Raw genomic sequence first — 18,696 nt, forward strand, 5'->3', positions numbered from 1 at the left:
GCAACCCGCGCTTTGCATCTCCAATGAGAAATCGGTGAAACATCGCGCAAGGCGGTAGTGAATAGAACCCTAGCATCCAAGGTCACGTTCGGCCAAATCTCGGTAACGAGGTGATAAAAACACCTACCCGGATGGAACCATTTGGAGCGGATTTCAGTCTAAAGGGTATGACAAGCAACGAGAAGCTTCTAAGCCAGCTAGAAGAACTGCGCCGTGTGACCACGCACAGCCAACAGCTTATCGACGACATTGTCCACTCCCTTTCCTCACCAGCTTCCGCCCCAGAACCTGCCCCCGCAGCTGTGTCAGCTCCCGTCGCGCCACCACTGCCTCAGCAGCCGCAGCCTCCCCAACCCCAGGCGGGGCAACCGTCGCCGTATCCAGCGTCACCGCCGCCCATTGGCCCGACGATGCCTGTCGCCCCTTCAGCCCCACGAAAGCCGAGTCTGACTCCGGAGCAGAAGATAGTCCGGGTAGCAGCCATCATCGGTTCTCTCATTACCTTCGCAGGCGCCAGTTTCGGTATCGCCCTGGCCATTCAAACCGGTCTCCTCGGCCCCGTTGGCCGCGCGGTGGGCGCGCTCATCTTCGGGGTCGCGCTACTGGGCATCGGTATCCGGGTAGACACACGCCGCGGTCCATCGGCAGGTGTCACGGCGTTGTACATCACATCTCTACTGGTCATCTATGCCGACCTGTACTACGTCACCTGGGTAAAGCCCTGGCTCCCAGCCCTCGCCTTGAGCGCGTTCTTCATATTCCTGTGGATGATCTATCTCGTTCTAGCGACCGTACGGAACAATCTGGGCCTCGTGCTGTGCATGTGTCTGTCCATGTTCGTCTACCACTTCTGCCTGTACCCATTCGATGTGCTTCAAACGACTATCGCAATGGTCGCACCGCTCTCGGCACTCGTAGTCACGTGGAAACTCCGTGCCGGCGAAAAGAATCTCCACGCTTTGGTGCGCACCGCTACGGCGGCGCTACTTGCGTGGCAGACTCTGTGGGTCTCGAACATGCTCGAGGAAGGCCCAGTAAACGTCATCGTTGTTATCGCGGTAGCCGGTGCAGTCATGCTCGTTGTGTCAGAGCTGTTCATCCCGGCCACACCGGCCGCCCAGTCACAGAACCCGCCGATCCTGAACGCGGTCATCATGCCCACTCTTGTCATGTGGACATGTTTTGGAATCACAGACGCTTGGACCGTCTGGCTGCCCGTGGTTGCAACATGCATCGTGTGCGTCCTCGTCACTCTCACTAGGCGCAGCTCCCACACCATGGTCAACGGTTGGCTCATTGTCACGCCGTTGACGTTCCTTGTCGCTTATGCAGTTGCATCCTTGGAGTGGTCCGTTCTCGGCTACACGATCTACGTAATCGTCTTCATGATGGCCTTCATCGGCGCAACCTTCCTCTTCCGTACCCGCCCTGTACATCTTCCCGGCGTGACGTTTGCGTGGGTGATCGTCCTCTTCATCAACGTCCGTGTGCTCCTTTTGATCACGACGGGCGGTTACACGGGGTTCGGACTCGATCCTTATATCTTCATTGAGGCGATCGCACTCTCAGCCGTCCTCATCGTCGTCGCGACTCAAAGGAAACTCTGGCGCACAATGCCCACCGAGGCCCAAAACGCTCTCGCGGGAGCAGGACTCATCTTGGCAATGGTCTCGTGGGTCAGCATCACCACTATCATCGGTGATTTCATCGCGCCGCGGCCTGACCCGAGCGATCAGCCATTCTCCTCTCGAGATCGCAGTTCGCTGACAGGCGCTGACATTGGATTCCTGATCGGCCATATGTCCGTCTCGATCGCCGTGATGGCTCTCGCCTCCTGGCTGCTGTTGAAACGACCACGCCCCGAATCCGGTTCGAACCCGAAGTCCGCTCGCACAGCCGGCCTGGTTCTCGCCTTAGTCGCAACAGGAAAGCTCGTGTTCTTCGACATGGCCTCCCTGAGCGGCATTCCAAGGGTACTGGCGTTCACCGTCTCCGGCCTGCTCCTTATCGCGGTCGCGGTTCTGGGAGCGCAACGAAACAGCGGCTCGAAACCTCAGCCCGCGGCAACGGCGGCACCAGGAGCACCAGAGACACCGGGACCTTGTGGTGTACAGGCCCCCGCCGCAACACCGGCACATGGTGGCCCGGTACCTCACAAACCCCAACCCCCGCAGGACACTCCACCGCCAGCCCCCGAGATGTAGGAGCGCTACTTCTCCACCCGCGCTCCCGCCCGGAGTAGCCGTGCTTCGCGGGGGTCGGGCGGGTCGCCGATCCCCCGCACTGTCCCGGAGGCCTCCGTTTCGGCTACGTACATGGTCCAGCCGAAGGTCGCGGGGTCTTCAAACGGCCCTTCCGGCACCTCTCCATACAGACGGACGAGGTCAATGTGTTCACGCGTGCCTGACGGATCCGGTGGAATCACGAATACACCGAAGGTCGTGCCTAGCTCGTCCTCAGCGAGCGACTCCCGCGCGTAGTCGATGACCTGGAGCACGTCGGTCGCTCCGCGGACAATTTCAGTCCGCTGGATGAAGTAGTCCTTCTCACCGTCTCCGCTGTACTCCCAAAAACACACGACGTACAGCGGATCGGAGTGCTCGAGGCCGTCAGGCAGGACTACTTTCTCCCCGTCAGTGAAGAGCACAACGAGGTCGTCGCTCGTGGACTCGGACATGGTCCCCTCCTTGCTACGTCGTCAGCACATCCGCGAGGAACTCGCCCGTGAAGGACCCCTTCACCTTGGACACCTTCTCCGGCGTGCCTTGCGCAACAACGGTTCCGCCGCCGGAGCCGCCCTCCGGACCCATGTCGATGATCCAGTCAGCGCATTTGATCACGTCAAGGTTGTGCTCAATCACCAAGACGGTGTTGCCCTTGTCCACCAGGCCGTTGAGCACGAGCATGAGCTTGCGGATGTCCTCGAAGTGCAGGCCCGTTGTGGGCTCATCCAGGATGTAGATCGTCCGGCCGTTGGAGCGCTTCTGCAGCTCCGCGGCGAGTTTCACACGCTGGGCCTCGCCACCGGAAAGAGTCGTAGCGGACTGACCCAGTCGAACGTAGCCAAGGCCGACATCGCACAGCGTCTGCAAGTAGCGGTGGATCGATGTGATGGGCTCGAAGAAATCGGTCGCCTCACTGATCGGCATGTCCAGAACTTCGGCGATGTTCTTGCCCTTGTAGCGGACCTCGAGCGTTTCGCGGTTGTAGCGCGCGCCGCCGCACACTTCGCAGGGGACGTAGACGTCCGGCAGGAAGTTCATCTCAATCTTGATCGTGCCGTCACCGCGGCAAGCCTCGCAGCGTCCACCCTTGACATTGAAGGAGAAACGCCCCGCCTTGTAACCGCGCACCTTCGCTTCTTGTGTCTCCGCGAACAGGTTGCGGATTTTATCGAAGACACCGGTGTACGTCGCCGGGTTCGAGCGCGGCGTGCGGCCGATCGGCGACTGGTCCACCTGCACGAGCTTGTCCAGGTGCTCGAGGCCATCGACCTTCTTCACACGTCCGGGCACCTGGCGCGCACCGTTGAGGCGGTTCTGCAGGGTCTTCGCCAAGATCTGGTTGACCAGCGTGGACTTACCGGAGCCGGACACACCCGTCACCGCGACGAGCATGCCCAGCGGAATGTCGACAGACACGTTGTCCAAGTTGTTCTCGCGGGCACCGACGACGCGCAGCTTCCGCTCCTTGTCCAGCGGGCGGCGTGCATCCGGAACCGTGATCTCCTTGCGGCCGGAGATATAGGCACCGGTCAGGGACTCCTCGACCTTCTCAATGCCCTTCGGCTCGCCCTGGTACACAACTTTGCCGCCGTATTCACCGGCGAGGGGGCCGACGTCGATAAGCCAGTCGGCGGCCCGAATGGTGTCTTCGTCGTGCTCGACCACAACCAGGGTGTTACCCAAGTCGCGCAATTTCTGCAGCGTCGCGATGAGGCGCTGGTTGTCGCGCTGGTGCAGGCCAATCGACGGCTCGTCGAGCACGTAAAGCACACCAGCCAGACCCGAACCGATCTGAGTAGCCAGACGGATGCGCTGTGCCTCACCGCCGGAGAGCGTTCCCGCAGAGCGCGACAGCGTCAGGTAGTTCAGTCCGACGTCGAGCAGGAAGTGCAGGCGCGCCTGGATCTCGCGCAGCACAGCCCCGGCGATCATTTCCTCGCGGTATCCGAGCACGAGGTTGTCTAGGTATTGGGACGCGTCTTCGACGGACAGCTCGGTCAGCCCCGCAATGGACTTCTCCCCGTGCGTCTTCGAGTCGAGGCGAACCGCCAAGATCTCGGGCTTGAGGCGCGCACCGTTGCACGTCGGGCAGGCGACATCGCGGGTGTAGGCGAGGTACTTCTCCTTCGCGTGCTCCGACTCGGACTGCTCGATCTTCCTGTTCAAGTAGCCCTTCACGCCTTCGAACGCGGCGGTGAAGTTGCGTTGGCGGCCGTAGCGGTTCTTGTAGCGGACGGACACCTTCGTGGAGGTGCCGTCGATCAGCGCCGTGCGGTGCTTTTTGCTTAACGACGACAACGGCTCGTACGGATCAAACCCCTCCGCTTTGCCGAGCGCGACGATGAGCTTGGTGAAGTAGCCCTTGTTCGGCGAGGAGTTCCACGGCTGGAACGCGTCGACGGCCGGTGCGTCTGGGTCCGGAATCACCAGGTCCGGATCGATCTCGCTGCGGGTGCCCAGGCCGTCGCACGCGGGGCATGCGCCGAAGGGAGAGTTGAAGGAGAACGCGCGCGGCTCGTACTCCTCCACGTTGAGCGTGTGCCCGTTCGGGCAGGCCATCTTTTCGGAGAAGATTTCCACGCGGTTCGGGTCGTCCTCGTCGCGGTCGACGAAATCGAACCCGACGAGACCGTCGGCAAGCTTCAATGCTGTCTCGACGGAGTCCGTGAGCCGCTGCTTCTGGCTTTCTTTCACAGTGAGACGGTCGACGACGACGTCTATGTTGTGCTTGACCTGCTTTTCCAGCTTCGGCGGATCCGACAGCTGGTAGGTCTCACCGTCGACGTTGATGCGGGCATAGCCCTGTGCGGACAGGTCAGAGAACAGGTCGACAAACTCGCCCTTGCGCTTGCGCACGATGGGCGCGAGCACCTGGAACTTCGTGCGCTCCGGGTTCTCCATGACGCGGTCCACAATCTGCTGCGGAGTTTGCCGGTCGATGACGGCGTCGCACACCGGACAGTGCGGGGTGCCGGCGCGCGAGTACAGCAGACGGAGATAGTCGTAGATCTCCGTGATCGTGCCCACCGTCGAGCGCGGATTGCGGTTGGTCGACTTCTGGTCAATGGACACAGCCGGCGACAGACCGTCGATATAGTCGACATCCGGCTTGTCCATTTGGCCGAGGAACATGCGCGCGTAAGAACTGAGCGATTCGACGTAGCGGCGCTGCCCTTCCGCGAAGATCGTGTCGAACGCCAGCGAGGACTTGCCCGAGCCCGACAAGCCCGTGAACACGACCATCTTGTCGCGTGGCAGCTCCACGTCGATGCCTTTGAGGTTGTGTTCGCGCGCTCCGCGCACAGTGAGTTTGTCGGCCACTTGTCCTCCGTTTCGGGCGTTGCGGGTCCTCGAACGAATTTACCAACACATCTACGCCCCTGTTCATTCCCCTACAGTGGGGCGGCATGGACCTCACCTTGCATCACGTGTCTGTTTCTGAGATGGACAACAACTGCTATCTGCTGTGCTCGCGGGGGCAGGGCTTGCTTATCGACGCCGCCTGCGAGCCCGACACCCTGCTCGCCATGGCCGAATCTGCCGGAGTGGAGATCACCGATGTGCTGACAACGCACCGGCACTGGGACCACGTCGGTGCGCTCGAAGACATCCTTGAACGCACCGGTGCGACCCATTGGGGTTCCTTCCTCGATGCCCCTGCCCTGCCGGTTGCTCCCGACAAGGAACTGCACAACGAAGACACCCTCGAGTTCGCCGGGCACTCCTTCCCCGTCTACATTCTGCGCGGCCACACTCCGGGCGGTGCCGCTATCGCGGCTGAGATCGACGGCACCACCAATCTTTTCGTCGGAGACTCCCTCTTCCCTGACGGGTTGGGCAAGACCAACGGTGAAGGCGACTTCATCCGTCTCTTCAACGACGTGAAAGAGCGCATCTTCGATCGCTTCCCCGATGACGCGATTGTCCGCCCGGGCCACGGCGACCCGACAACTCTCGGTGAGGAACGGCCGAAGCTAGACGAGTGGTGGGAGCGCCGCTGGTAGGTCTCTGCCGGAGAATTTCCGGCACGCTTGCCGTGGAATCGGTCTACAGTGGTTAGAGAAAGACCCCTATAAGAAAAGGAATAGTGAGTATGATCCGCAAACTTGCTCGCCCCATGCTTGCGTCTGTGTACATCGCAGACGGCGTGGGAACGGTGACGAGCTCCTCTGAGCACGCTAAGGGCGCAGAGAAGGTCGTCAACACCATTAAGTCTGTGCTGCCGGCACAGTACGCAAGCTACATTCCCTCGGACCCGGAGACTGTGGCAAAGATCAACGGTGGTGTGAAGATCGGCGCAGGTGCCACCTTCGCTCTGGGCAAGATGCCGCGTCTCTCCGCTGGCCTGCTCGCAGGGTCCACCGTGTGCACCCTGATGGCCCGCAACGCGTTCTGGGAGGCCAAGAACGACGAGGAGAAGGCCAAGATGCGCACCGGCGCTCTGACCAACGTCGCTCTGCTTGGCGGTGTTCTGCTGGCTACTGCTGACACCGAAGGCAAGCCGGGTCTGGCATGGCGCGCACAGGACGCCGCGAAGCGTGCGAACAAGAACATCCAGTCCGCTCTGCCGACTCAGTCTGAGACCGAGAAGGCCATGAGCAAGGCCAGCGAGTGGTTCCAGAACACCGCGGAGACTGTCTCCGAGGGTGCACAGCAGGCAGCTTCCGAGGTCGCTGACTACGTCGACGACAACAAGGATGACTGGAAGAAGACCGCGTCCAAGTTCGCCGACAAGGCGCAGGATGCTGCGTCTGACGCTGCCGACTGGGCTGAGGGCACCTACAAGGACCTCAAGCCGAACAAGCTCGAGCAGGCCCGCATGAAGCGCCAGGTCAAGGGCTTCATTGGTGACGCTCAGGACAAGGTCCAGGATCTGACCCCGTCCGAGCTGGACAAGTTCAAGGCCAAGCGCAAGGTCAATTCCGTTGTGAGCGACCTGCAGGGTTCTCTCGATGACCTCGGCCCGTCCGAGTGGGAGAAGTTCAAGGGCAAGCGCAAGGTCAACAAGGCTGCTGACAAGGCGCAGGGCCGTGCGCAGGATGCCATCACGAACCTGCAGCACGCTTTCGATGAGCTGGACGCCTCCCCGAGCTGGTGGCAGAAGCGTAAGTGGAAGAAGAGGGCGAACAAGGCCGAGAAGCAGGCTAAGAAGGCTGTGAAGAAGGTGCAGAAGAAGCTCGGTTAATTCACCGGGTCGCACCTACTAGCCCCGCGGCAGGGAATACTCCCTGTCTCGGGGCTGTTTGCTTACTGGCACACTCCTTCGGTGGGAAGAGAAAGGTTAGGCGCTCGGTGACAGATTCCAGGATCGCCCAGGAACAGGACTACGCGGATGCTTTGTTCGGCAGGCTCGACGCGGAGGTTCAGGCTGCCCAGCGACGGCTTGAGGCTGTGGCGTTGGACGTGGACCCAGACAACCCGGATGCGGATGCTTTGGTTCGCCGTGAGACGGAGTATCACGGCCTGAACGCGAAACTGGATGATCTCAACGTCGCTGAAACCGGCTTGGTTTTTGGGCGGATCGACGTCGCGGATGACTCCCCGGAGAATCCCGCCGACGGCCGGGAGAACGTGGACCGCCGCTACATCGGCCGTATGGCCATCGACGACCGCGCCGATGATTACCGCACTCTTTTGCTGGACTGGCGCGCCCCGATGGCGCGGCCCTACTACTTGGCCACAACTGCCCACCCCGAAGGCGTGGAGACGCGCCGCAACATCCGTATGCGCGGCCGTTCCGTGACGGCGGTGGATGACGAAGTGCTCTCCGGCTGGGATGACGCTGACACCATTGGGGAAACGTCGGGCACGACAAGTGACGTCAGCAGCGAAGCGGCTCTGCGCCGTGCCATGAACGCACCGCGCACCGGGCACATGCAGTCGATCGTGGAAACTATCCAGCGCGAGCAGGATCAGATCATCCGGGATTCGACCCGTGGAGTCCTGGTTGTCTCTGGTGGACCGGGAACGGGCAAGACCGCGGTCGCCCTGCACCGCGTTGCCTACCTGCTGTACACGTGGCGGGACCAGCTCGCGCGCACTGGTGTCCTCATTGTCGGGCCGAATCGCACCTTCCTCGATTACATCTCCCGGGTTCTACCGGAACTGGGTGAAACCGGTGTCGTCTTGAACACCGTGGATCAGCTCGTGCCAGGATTTGACCCCGCCGCTACTGACAGTCTTGTCGCCCGCGAGGTCAAGGGGTCCCAGGACATGGCCACTATTCTCAAGCGGGCGGTGTGGAACTATCAGACAGTTCCCGAGCAAGACGAGCTGCTGCGCGTCGACGGCATTGATCTGGCCGCCACTGCGTCCATGATCACCGCTGCCCGCACACGGGCCCGTCGCTCGCGCAAACCCCACAACGAAGCGCGCCCGTTCTTCGCCGAAGCGTTGACGCAACTGGTTGCGGAGGCCCTGGCCAAGCGCATCGGTGAAGACCCCCTCGGCGGGTCTAACCTGCTGTCCCAGGCGGATGTCGATCAACTTCATGATGATCTCGCGGATGACCCGCAGGTGGCTCAGCTCGTCGATAAGCACTTCCCTGAGCTTGATCCGGTGGAGGTGCTCGCCGAGTTCCTCAGCGACCGGGAGGCAATTGCCGCCGCAGCCTTCGACTACGACGAGCTGACCCAAGACGCGCTCTACCGCGCTGACGGCACCGCATTCACGGCGTCTGACACGGCGCTTATCGACGAGCTGTACACCCTCGTCGGCATCCCCACACCCAGCGATGAGGCTGAGAAGGCCGAGCGGCGGTGGCGGGAGCTTGTCGCGGACGCTGAAGACGCACTCGACATCCTCGCATCCTCAGCAAACACCGATACCGACGACGAGTTTGAAGCTGAGGTGCTTTCCGCGCACGACATCATCGACGCTGAGGCGCTCGCCAGCCGCCAACGTGAGACGGACATCCGGTCCACCGCCCAGCGAGCACAAGCGGATATGACCTGGGCGTACGGGCACGTCATCGTCGACGAAGCCCAGGAGCTGTCCGCAATGGAGTGGCGGATGGTGTTCCGCCGCTGCCCCTCGCGGTGGATGACGCTGGTGGGTGACACTGCGCAGACCTCCTCACCGGCGGGCGTGGACACGTGGGACAGCGCGCTCGAGCCGTTCGTCGGCCAGCGCTACCGCTCCCATGAACTCACGGTGAACTACCGCACCCCTGGCGACATCATGCGCGTCGCCGACACAATCCTCCGTGTCATTGATCCAGAGGCGACGCCTGCAGCTACTGTGCGCGAATCGGGCGGCGTGAGCGAACACGACTCGGTCCGGTGGTTGCCTGAAGGCACAAACGCCGAGAACGTCAGGTGTGAATTCGCCGCCCACGGCGGGATGGTCGCGGTAGTCACCGCAGACAATGTAGATGAGGTGAAGGGGTTGGAGTTCGACCACGTCATCGTCGATAATCCAGCGGCGATCGTGGATGCCTCACCGCAAGGCTGGCAAGACCTCTACGTCGCAGTCACGCGAGCGACGCAGACTCTGACCGTGATTGGGGAACTCCCCGTTTCCTGATCTCCGGCGCTTAAGAAACGGTGTGGACGATCATGACGTCGCAGTCAGACTGGCGCGCGACGTCAGCCGGCACGGAACCGAGCAGGCGGCCGGTCAGAGAGTTGATGCCGCGGTTACCCACGACGAGCAGCTCTGCAGAGTAATCGTTGACGATGCTCATCAACGCCTCGACCGGGGTACCCGGGCGAACGGTGGTCTGCACGTCCTTCACACCGGTAGCTGACGCGTGCTCAGCGGCCTTGGCAAGATTCTCGCGTGCGGTCTCATCGCCCAGAATCGTGTTCGAGTCCTGGCGCAGCGCAGTGGAAACATCTGCTTCTGACTCGTAGTAGGCGCAACCGATGACCAGCGTGGCATCGAACGCAGCCGCGAGTTCCGCGGCACGCTCAACAGCCAGCATCGAGGACTTCGACCCGTCTGTGCCAACAACAACGGTGTTGTAGTTCTTGCTCATGGTGGCCACTATATACCGGCTTCTTTGACCCCGCGTAGCTCCTTGCGCAAGTCCGCAATCTCATCGCGCAGGCGGCCAGCGAGCTCGAATTTCAGCTCCCGAGCAGCTGCGGTCATCTGCGTTGTCAGGTCCGCGATGAGCTTCTCAATCTCGTCCGAAGCCATCGACGATGTGTCACGGCCTTCGATCATCGCCTCTTCCCCGCTGCTGCCGCGCTTTGCACCGTCGCCATACGTATCGTCCTCGGCGCGCTCGTAAACCTCGTCGAGGATGTCGGCAATCTTCTTGCGCAGCGGTTGCGGATCGATGCCGTGCTCTTTGTTGTACGCGATCTGCTTGGTGCGGCGTCGCTCCGTCTCGTCGATGGCTTCCTGCATTGACTCAGTGATGTCATCGGCGTACATGATGACCTCGCCGGAGACATTGCGGGCTGCGCGGCCAATCGTCTGAATGAGCGACTTCGTCGAACGCAGGAAGCCTTCTTTGTCGGCGTCAAGAATTGCCACGAGAGAGACCTCCGGCAGGTCGAGGCCCTCGCGGAGCAGGTTGATGCCCACGAGCACGTCGAACTCACCGAGGCGTAGCTGGCGCAGCAACTCCACACGCTGCAAGGTGTCAATGTCCGAGTGCAGGTAGCGGACCTGGATGCCGTTATCCAGGAAGTAATCAGTGAGATCCTCAGCCATGCGCTTGGTCAAGGTGGTCACCAGGACGCGCTCATCCCTCTCAGTTCGCTCGCGGATCTCGTGGATCAGGTCGTCGATCTGGCCCTTGGTGGGCTTGACCGTTACCTTCGGGTCGACCAGGCCCGTCGGGCGAATCACCTGCTCAACAAACTCGCCACCGGCGGCCTCCAGCTCGTAGTCGCCCGGGGTCGCAGACATGTACACGGTCTGGCCGACACGGTCCTCGAACTCGTCGAACGTCAGCGGACGGTTGTCCACCGCGGACGGCAGACGGAAGCCGAACTCGACGAGGTTGCGCTTACGCGACATGTCGCCCTCGTACATGCCGCCGATCTGGGGCACGGTGACGTGAGACTCGTCGATGATGGTGAGGAAGTCTTCCGGGAAGTAGTCGATGAGGGTGGCGGGAGCGGATCCAGGACCACGGCCATCAATATGCCGCGAGTAGTTCTCAATGCCAGTGCAGAACCCGACCTGCTGAATCATTTCGAGATCGTATTCGGTACGCATGCGCAGACGCTGCGCTTCGAGCAGTTTCCCGCGGTTTTCCAGCTCTTCGAGACGGTCGGCGAGTTCCAGCTTGATCGCCTCAATTGCTTTCTCCATCCGGTCCTCGGTGGCAACGTAGTGCGTTGCCGGGAAGATGCGCAGCTCCTCGCGCTGCTGCAGAACGTCACCGGTGAGCGGGTGAATGTAGTAGAGCGAATCGACTTCGTCACCGAAGAACTCCACGCGCACGGCAACTTCCTCGTAGGCAGGGATGATGTCCACCGTGTCGCCTTTCACGCGGAATGTCCCGCGCTTGAAGTCCACGTCGTTGCGTTCGTACTGGACGTCGACAAGCAAACGCAAGAACCGGTCGCGCTCCACTTCTTCCCCGACCCGAAGAAGCAAAGAACGGTCCAAGTAGGACTGCGGCGTACCCAGGCCATAGATGCAGGACACCGAAGACACCACCACCACATCGCGGCGGGACAACAGGGCCGATGTCGCAGAGTGGCGGAGGCGTTCGACATCGTCGTTGATCGACGAATCCTTCTCAATGTAGGTGTCCGTCTGCGCGATGTACGCCTCCGGTTGGTAGTAGTCGTAGTACGACACGAAGTACTCGACGGCGTTGTTCGGGAGCAGTGCGCGCAGCTCCGTGGCCAGCTGGGCGGCGAGCGTCTTGTTCGGCGCCATCACGAGCGTGGGCCGCTGCTGTTGCTCGATGAGCCAGGCCGCCGTCGCCGATTTACCGGTACCGGTGGCACCCATGAGCACCACGTCCGGCTCCCCCGCCCGCAGCCTACGGTCCAGCTCTGCGATCGCGGTCGGTTGGTCGCCGGACGGCTCGAATTCAGATTCGACCTCGAAGAGCTTCTCGGAGCGCTCCACTTCTCCCACGGGGCGGAATTCGGAGTGCGATAAAACGGGGTGCTCAGCAGCAAAAGCCATGCACACCAGTCTAGGTCAGTTCCGCGATTCGCTAATCGACGCCCCGCGCCAGTTGCGATTCCCTTCGCGCCTAAGTCAAATTGTTGCGATTGCCTCTCAGCTGCACATAAGGTTGTGCCCATGGCCCAGACACATCCGAACACTGCAGCTCGCGCCGCGATCACCGCGGCGGGTTTGAGGCACGCGGATGTGGCCACCCATTTGGGGATCGACGCCAGCAAACTGTCCAAGTCGCTCTCAGGCGTACGGCGCTTCAGCGCCACCGAGCTGCAGCGTTTGGCGGAGATCACCGGCGTCACCGTGGACAGTCTGAGGCCGCTGTCCACAACGGCCACCGGCCACGCACCGGCCGCCCGCCCGCGCGAAGCAGATTGGGCCGCCCGGCGCCGCGCAATCGCCGCGGCCGCATGGCCGCTGTTCACGTCGAACGGCTACGAGGCGGTCAAGGTGGCCGACATCGCCCGGGAAGCAGGAATGTCCAGCTCAGCTGTCCACTACTACTTCCACTCGAAAAACGACATCTTCCTCGCCACTCTCGACTTGTGTTCGGAGCAGGCGGCGGGAAGACGGGAGGCGGTGACGTCGATAAGCGATCCTGCACGACGTTTGGTGCGCTTTGCGCACGTGCAGCTCGACGGTTCCGCGGAAGCCACCCGGGAGTGGACGACGTGGGCTCAATTCTGGGCGTCGTCGCCGATATTCGCGGATGCGAAGGAGGCGACTGCCGTGGCGTACAGCCGCTGGGACCAGCAGCTGCGCGCCATCGTGCTCGAAGGGATGGCCTCCGGCCAATTCACCGCCTCCGCACCCGAGGACATGATGAGCGCTGTCACGGCGACGATCGACGGTCTCGGTGTGCAAATGCTCATCGGCGCACTGTCGGCAACGGACGCGGCGGACGCTGTGACGGCATATCTGAATACGTGGATGACAGCGGACGCTGTCTTCGTGAAGGAGAACACATAAACATGGTTGAACTTTCGCGCCGGCAGTTGCTGGGCACCGCGGCGGTCGCTGGTTCGGCGACTGCCCTCGCGGCATGCTCGCCAACGATGCCTGCTGAAAATATCGATACGTCGGGCCCGCCGCGCAAGGGTGGCACCCTGCGCGTCGGACTCGTGGGCGGCTCCACCGCCGACACCGTCGACGCGCACATTCCCGCCAGTGCCAGCGATGCCGCCCGCGTGGTCAATCTGTACGAGCCCCTCGTACGCCGCGGCTACGAATACGAGCTGGAAAACCGTCTCGCCGAGAGCCTCGAGCCGAATGGGGACGCGACCGAGTGGACCATTCGGCTGCGTGAGGGCGTGAAATTCTCCGACGGCCGCCCGGTGCGCCCTGAGGATGTGATTGCCACCTACGAGCGTGTCGCCGACCCGGACGACCCGAAGAACGGCGCAGGGTCCATCGCCCACATCGAAGCCATGAACGTCGTCGACGACCGCACGCTGACCATCTCGTTGTCGCGACCCGACGCGACCTTGACCGATGCGCTCGCCGAGTACCAGATGGGCATCGTCCCTGAAGACTACGACCCGGAGAATCCGATCGGTGCCGGCCCTTTCAAGCTGGTCAGCTTCTCCGCCGGCCGTGAGACTGTCATGGAGCGCAACGAGCATTACTTCCTCGGCCCCGCCAACCTGGACCGCGTCGAGGTCGTCGACTTCTACCAGGAGGACGCGATGCTCAACGCGCTTTTGTCCTCCCAGGTCGACGGCATCGGGGCGCTCAACCACGCACTGGTCCGCGTCATCGAGTCTGACCCGCGCATGCACGTCGTCAGTTCTGAAACCGGCATGTGGCTCCCCTTCACCATGCGCGTCGACCACGAGCCCTTCGATGACGAGCGCGTCCGCCAAGCCATGCGCCTGGCCTGCGCGCGCCCCGGCATGGTCGACCAAGTCTTCTCCGGCGAGGGCCAGGTCGGCAACGACATGTTCGCCCTCTACGACCCGGCGTACCCGCACGAATTCCCCCAGCGCGAGCAAAACATCGAAGAAGCAAAGAAGTTGCTTGCCGACGCCGGCTACCCCGACGGCATCGACGTCACCCTTGCCACCTCCGAAATCGCCTCAGGCGCTGTCCGCGCCGCGCAGGTGTTCACGGAGCAGGTCCGCGACGCCGGAATCCGCGTGAAGATCGACCAAGTCGACTCCACCACCTTCTGGGCCGACGGAAACTACCTGTCCTATCCCTTCTCCCAGACCTTCTACTACACGCGAAACTTCCTCGAGCAAGTCAACCGTTGCGCCACCGAGGAGGCACCGTTCAACGAGACGCACTGGGTCGACGACGAATTCACCGCCCGCGTCGAAGCCGCCCGCGGCATTGTCGACGACCGCGAGCGCAGCAAGGAGATCAAGGAGCTCCAGCGCGAATTCTACGACCGCGGCGGATACATCATCTGGGGCTTCCCCAACCAGGTGGACGCGTACCACAACTACGTGGTCGGAGCGCGCCCCCACCCAAGTGGCGTTGCACTGTCCCAGGCGTTGTTCTACGACATGTGGATTGCGGAGGCCTAGACAATGGGCAAACTCATCGCTCGCCGACTCGGCTTGAGCATCTTCATTCTTTTGGCAGTGTCCGTCATCATTTTCTGCGCCACGCTGCTCCTGCCGGGCGACCCCGCCCGCGCCATCCTGGGCCAGCAGGCTACCCCGGAGCGCATCGCCGCGCTCCAAGCCGAAATGAACCTGGACAAAAACCCCGTCGAACGCTACTTCCTGTGGCTCGGCGGCGTGTTGACGGGCGACTTCGGCACCTCCACCACCACCGGCGGCCCGGTGTCCGAGCTGCTCGGTGAACCGCTGGTCAACTCTTTGGTCTTGATGGTTTTGGCGGCGTTGATCGCGATTCCGCTGGGCATTCTCGTCGGCATCTATGCGGCGTGGTGGCGTGGCTTCCGCCGCGACCAGGCCATCACTTGGGTCACCCTGATCCTCGCCGCGATGCCGGAATTCGTCATCGGTATTTTGCTGGTCACGGTTTTCGCAACCTCGGTCTTTCAGGTGCTGCCCGCGGTGACGATGTCGCAGCCGGGCGCCTCTGTCTGGTCGTACCCGTCGCAGCTCGTGCTGCCGACGTTGACCCTCGCGCTGGTCGTCAGCCCGTACATCGCTCGCATGACCCGCGCCACGATGATCGAGACCCTCGACTCGGGCTATGTCGAAATGGCCCGTCTCAAAGGCGTGCCTGAGCGCCGCGTCATCTTCCGCCACGCGCTCCCCCACGCTATCGGCCCCATCGCCCAGGTCGTCGCGATCCAGCTGGCATGGCTCGCCGGCGGCATTGTCGTGGTCGAGTACCTGTTCCGCTACCCGGGCCTCGGCGTCGCCATGATCGACGCCGTCAACTACCGAGACGTCCAGGTCGTGCAGGCGGTCACCCTCCTGATCGCCGCCGTCTACGTCGTTGTCAACCTGCTTGCCGATGTCATCGGCATCATGGCCAACCCCAAGCTAAGGAGCAACTAATGACCCAGCCGCACAATACTGGCGCCGAGTCCGTAGAGTCGCTCAAGGCTGACAAGGCCGCCGCGACTGAGCCGGCTGCCGCGCACACCGAAAGCAGCGCCGCTAACAGCGCTACCGGCGCCCCCTGCGATGTCAGGACCGGCGACGAGCTGAAAGCCTCCCTGTCCAAACCCGACCCGCTGCTCAAGCGCATCTGGGCGCAGCCGGAGGGCAAGGTCGGCATGATCCTCACCGGTCTAGTGCTCCTGATCGCGTTGATCGGTTATTTCTTCACCGAGCAGCTCACCGGTTACTCCACCACCGAGTTCCTCGGCCTCCCGTTCACCTCCGACGGCGTCTTCGGCACCGACAACCTCGGCCGCTCCGTCGCCTCCCGCTTCATCGGCGGCGGACTGATCCTGCTCATCACGGCGTTTTTGGCGACGGTGCTGGGCATGGTCGTCGGCACGGTGCTCGGCATGATCGCCGGCTACACCGGCGGTGCAACCGACGCTGTGATCATGCGCATCAACGATGTCCTCCTGGCCTTCCCGCAGCTGATCTTCGCGATGCTCGCCATCGTGATTTTCGGCCCCTCCGCGACCGTCCTAGTGCTCGTCATCGGCCTGACCCACGCACCGCGCATCGCCCGCGTGGCGCGCTCGGCCACCCAGTCGGTCACCAACGAGGACTACATCCGCGCCGCCCAGATGTACTCGGTGCCGCACTGGAAGATCCTCACCCAAGAGATCCTGCCGAATATCACCGGCCCGCTGTCCGTCGAGGCCGGGCTGCGCCTGACCTACTCCATCGGTTCCATTGCGTCCCTGTCCTTCCTGGGCCTGGGCATCCAGCCGCCGGCCGCTGACTGGGGCCTGATGATCAATGAGAACCGCATCGCGTTGTCCATCCAGCCGTGGGGCGTGGTTCTGCCGGTCATCGCCATTGCGGTGCTCACCATCGGCACCAACATGCTTGCCGACGCCACCGCCCGCGCCACCGCCTCCACCGCCACCCCCATCAAGCGCACCGGCACCACTATCCCGAGCGACCGCCAGGACAAGGTCGCCCCCATCATCAACGAAGACACCCGCAGCCGCACCACCCAGGCTGCCCCGAAGGAGAACGCATGACCACCTCGATTAATGCGGACGGCAAGGGGCCGAAGAAGTCGTCGATAAGCGGAAGAGACTCGCTGTGGTCCTCGACTGGCGGCGAAGGCGACTACGTACCCCCTGTACGCAACGACGACACGCTCGTGCTGCGCATCCGCGACCTGCGGATGGCGACCTACAGCGGCACCGAGATCCTCCACGGCGTCGACATCGACCTCTACCGCGGCGAAATTGTCGGCCTCGTCGGCGAATCCGGTTCCGGTAAGACCACCGCCGGACTTGCAGCGCTCGGCCACGTGCGCACCGGCCTGACCATCACAGACGGATCCGTCACGCTCTACTCCCGCGACGACAAAACCACCGATGTCCTTACGCTTAGCGAAGACGACGTGCGCGACATGCGCGGCTCCCGCGTTGCCTATATCCCGCAGGACCCCGCGCTCAGCCTCAACCCGGCGATGCGCATCGGCGACCAGATCCGCGAGGTCCTCGACATCCACGGGTACGGCTCCAGCTCGTCCGAGCGCGCCGAACGCGTCCGCGAAGTCATGCGCGATGTCGATCTGCCCGACACCGACGAATACCTGGCACGCTGGCCGCACCAGCTCTCCGGAGGGCAGCAGCAGCGCGTCGGCATCGCCATGGCGTTCGCCATGTACCCCGACGTGCTCATCCTCGACGAGCCGACCACCGGCCTCGACGTGACCACCCAGAACCATGTCCTGAAAACGATCCGCACCATGACGATGAAGAACGACGTCGCCTCGCTCTACATCACCCACGACCTGGCTGTCGTCGGCGAGCTCGTCGACCGCGTCATCGTCATGCTCCGCGGCGACATCGTCGAGGAAGGCCCCTACAACGCCGTCCTGTATAACCCGAAGCACGCCTACACCCGCAAGCTCCTCGGCGCCATCCCCGACCTGGAAGGTGACAAGGACATCGCGGGCAACGACCGCTGGACCAACTCCTGGGCCGAGGTCCACGGCGACCCCGCAGCGTCCGCTGAAACGCCGCTTCTCCAAGTCCGCGATCTCGAAATGGCGTACGGCGACAACAAGGTCCTGCACGGCATCAACCTCGCCATCGAAGCCGGCGAATCCACGCTACTCCTCGGCGAATCCGGCTCCGGCAAGACCACCCTCGCCCGCTCGATCGCCGGCCTCAACCCCGGCTACACCGGCGACGTGCTGCTGCGCGGCAAAGAACTCGCGCACTCCAGCCGCGACCGCACCCTCGAGCACCGCAAGGACGTGCAGTACATCTTCCAATCGCCGTTTTCATCGCTGAACCCGCGGCGCACCATCGGTGAATCGATGAGCGTGCCGCTTATCATGGCGGGCGAACTGTCCCGCGACGAGCAACGCGCCATCGTCGAGGAGACCCTCGAAGCCGTGCAGCTCGACCGCAGCTTCTACGACCGCCGTCCCGGCGACCTGTCCGGCGGCGAGCGCCAACGCGCCGCGATCGGCCGCGCGCTCGTCAACGCGCCGTCGGTCCTCGTGTGCGACGAGATCACCTCGGCCCTCGACGTGTCAGTCCAGGCGTCGATCCTGCAGCTGCTCGCCGAACTCCGCTACGAGCGTGGCCTATCGCTGCTGTTTGTCACGCACAACATCGCGCTCGCCCGGCACATCGCCACACGCGTCGCTGTGCTCAACAAGGGCGTCATCGTCGACGACGGTCCTGTCGACGACGTTCTCGACAACCCGCTCCACGACTACACGCGCAGCTTGCTAACGAATATCCCGTCGCTCTAGCCACTGCGCCCCGTGGGTAGTGTGAGGTGTGTATATCCGC

General features: G+C 62.8%; 13 protein-coding genes. 9 read left to right on the top strand and 4 right to left on the bottom strand.

The window, feature by feature from the left end; all coding sequences use genetic code 11:
- Nucleotides 1-167 precede the first annotated feature (167 nt).
- The gene (locus tag HMPREF0291_RS08540; RefSeq protein WP_198002194.1) at nt 168-2,204 is read left to right on the top strand and encodes a DUF2339 domain-containing protein; all 2,037 of its coding nucleotides are present in this window, start codon (nt 168-170) and stop codon (nt 2,202-2,204) included.
- A gap of 5 nt (nt 2,205-2,209) precedes the next feature.
- On the opposite strand, the gene HMPREF0291_RS08545 is transcribed toward HMPREF0291_RS08540, so the two are convergent.
- Nucleotides 2,210-2,677, bottom strand: coding sequence for a hypothetical protein (locus HMPREF0291_RS08545; RefSeq protein ID WP_005290302.1), 468 nt, complete (start codon nt 2,675-2,677; stop codon nt 2,210-2,212).
- Between the two features lie 13 nt (nt 2,678-2,690).
- Entirely contained in the window at nt 2,691-5,546 is a 2,856-nt protein-coding gene (gene uvrA, locus HMPREF0291_RS08550; protein WP_005290303.1) for an excinuclease ABC subunit UvrA, read from the bottom strand.
- An 86-nt stretch (nt 5,547-5,632) separates the two neighbouring features.
- On the opposite strand from uvrA, the gene HMPREF0291_RS08555 reads away from it, so the two are divergent.
- From HMPREF0291_RS08555 to HMPREF0291_RS08565, 3 genes are all read left to right on the top strand, one after another.
- Nucleotides 5,633-6,229 carry an MBL fold metallo-hydrolase gene (locus HMPREF0291_RS08555; RefSeq protein ID WP_005290305.1) on the top strand — a complete coding sequence of 199 codons (597 nt, stop codon included), beginning with the start codon at nt 5,633-5,635 and terminating at the stop codon, nt 6,227-6,229.
- An 89-nt stretch (nt 6,230-6,318) separates the two neighbouring features.
- Complete coding sequence (locus HMPREF0291_RS08560) at nt 6,319-7,410, top strand: DoxX family protein (RefSeq protein WP_005290306.1); 1,092 nt, start codon at nt 6,319-6,321, stop codon at nt 7,408-7,410.
- A gap of 107 nt (nt 7,411-7,517) precedes the next feature.
- The gene (locus HMPREF0291_RS08565; RefSeq protein ID WP_005290307.1) at nt 7,518-9,749 is read left to right on the top strand and encodes a HelD family protein; all 2,232 of its coding nucleotides are present in this window, start codon (nt 7,518-7,520) and stop codon (nt 9,747-9,749) included.
- Nucleotides 9,750-9,759: 10 nt separating this feature from the next.
- On the opposite strand, the gene HMPREF0291_RS08570 is transcribed toward HMPREF0291_RS08565, so the two are convergent.
- On the bottom strand, nt 9,760-10,203 hold the full coding sequence (locus HMPREF0291_RS08570; RefSeq protein ID WP_040424470.1) for a universal stress protein: 444 nt from the start codon (nt 10,201-10,203) through the stop codon (nt 9,760-9,762).
- 8 nt (nt 10,204-10,211) lie between these two features.
- A complete protein-coding gene (gene uvrB / locus HMPREF0291_RS08575; RefSeq protein WP_005290309.1) occupies nt 10,212-12,326 on the bottom strand; it encodes an excinuclease ABC subunit UvrB in 2,115 nt (704 codons plus the stop codon).
- 120 nt (nt 12,327-12,446) lie between these two features.
- On the opposite strand from uvrB, the gene HMPREF0291_RS11350 reads away from it, so the two are divergent.
- Genes HMPREF0291_RS11350 through HMPREF0291_RS08600 form a run of 5 tightly spaced genes read left to right on the top strand, consistent with a single transcriptional unit; the run spans nt 12,447 to nt 18,656 of the window.
- Nucleotides 12,447-13,292: a TetR family transcriptional regulator C-terminal domain-containing protein gene (locus tag HMPREF0291_RS11350; protein WP_005290310.1), complete on the top strand. Its 846-nt coding sequence runs from the start codon at nt 12,447-12,449 to the stop codon at nt 13,290-13,292.
- A gap of 2 nt (nt 13,293-13,294) precedes the next feature.
- Nucleotides 13,295-14,851, top strand: coding sequence for an ABC transporter substrate-binding protein (locus tag HMPREF0291_RS08585; RefSeq protein ID WP_005290311.1), 1,557 nt, complete (start codon nt 13,295-13,297; stop codon nt 14,849-14,851).
- Between the two features lie 3 nt (nt 14,852-14,854).
- Entirely contained in the window at nt 14,855-15,802 is a 948-nt protein-coding gene (locus tag HMPREF0291_RS08590; protein ID WP_005290312.1) for an ABC transporter permease, read from the top strand.
- Nucleotides 15,802-16,914, top strand: a complete 1,113-nt coding sequence (locus HMPREF0291_RS08595; protein WP_005290313.1) for an ABC transporter permease — start codon at nt 15,802-15,804, stop codon at nt 16,912-16,914. Before HMPREF0291_RS08590 ends, HMPREF0291_RS08595 begins: the two co-directional genes overlap by 1 nt.
- Nucleotides 16,911-18,656 (top strand): ABC transporter ATP-binding protein, encoded by a 1,746-nt coding sequence (locus tag HMPREF0291_RS08600; RefSeq protein WP_005290314.1) that lies wholly within the window; start codon nt 16,911-16,913, stop codon nt 18,654-18,656. The genes HMPREF0291_RS08595 and HMPREF0291_RS08600 overlap by 4 nt, the downstream gene beginning before the upstream one ends.
- The last annotated feature ends 40 nt before the right edge of the window (nt 18,657-18,696 follow it).

Origin of the sequence: Corynebacterium genitalium ATCC 33030 (assembly GCF_000143825.1) — a bacterium.
GTDB lineage: Bacteria > Actinomycetota > Actinomycetes > Mycobacteriales > Mycobacteriaceae > Corynebacterium > Corynebacterium genitalium.

Coding starts and splice junctions, on each gene's coding strand:
- HMPREF0291_RS08540 (WP_198002194.1), top strand. CDS start 168: ATGACAAGCAACGAGAAGCTTCTAAGCCAGCTAGAAGAACTGCGCCGT.
- HMPREF0291_RS08545 (WP_005290302.1), bottom strand. CDS start 2,677: ATGTCCGAGTCCACGAGCGACGACCTCGTTGTGCTCTTCACTGACGGG.
- HMPREF0291_RS08555 (WP_005290305.1), top strand. CDS start 5,633: ATGGACCTCACCTTGCATCACGTGTCTGTTTCTGAGATGGACAACAAC.
- HMPREF0291_RS08560 (WP_005290306.1), top strand. CDS start 6,319: ATGATCCGCAAACTTGCTCGCCCCATGCTTGCGTCTGTGTACATCGCA.
- HMPREF0291_RS08570 (WP_040424470.1), bottom strand. CDS start 10,203: ATGAGCAAGAACTACAACACCGTTGTTGTTGGCACAGACGGGTCGAAG.
- uvrB (WP_005290309.1), bottom strand. CDS start 12,326: ATGGCTTTTGCTGCTGAGCACCCCGTTTTATCGCACTCCGAATTCCGC.
- HMPREF0291_RS11350 (WP_005290310.1), top strand. CDS start 12,447: ATGGCCCAGACACATCCGAACACTGCAGCTCGCGCCGCGATCACCGCG.
- HMPREF0291_RS08585 (WP_005290311.1), top strand. CDS start 13,295: ATGGTTGAACTTTCGCGCCGGCAGTTGCTGGGCACCGCGGCGGTCGCT.
- HMPREF0291_RS08590 (WP_005290312.1), top strand. CDS start 14,855: ATGGGCAAACTCATCGCTCGCCGACTCGGCTTGAGCATCTTCATTCTT.
- HMPREF0291_RS08595 (WP_005290313.1), top strand. CDS start 15,802: ATGACCCAGCCGCACAATACTGGCGCCGAGTCCGTAGAGTCGCTCAAG.
- HMPREF0291_RS08600 (WP_005290314.1), top strand. CDS start 16,911: ATGACCACCTCGATTAATGCGGACGGCAAGGGGCCGAAGAAGTCGTCG.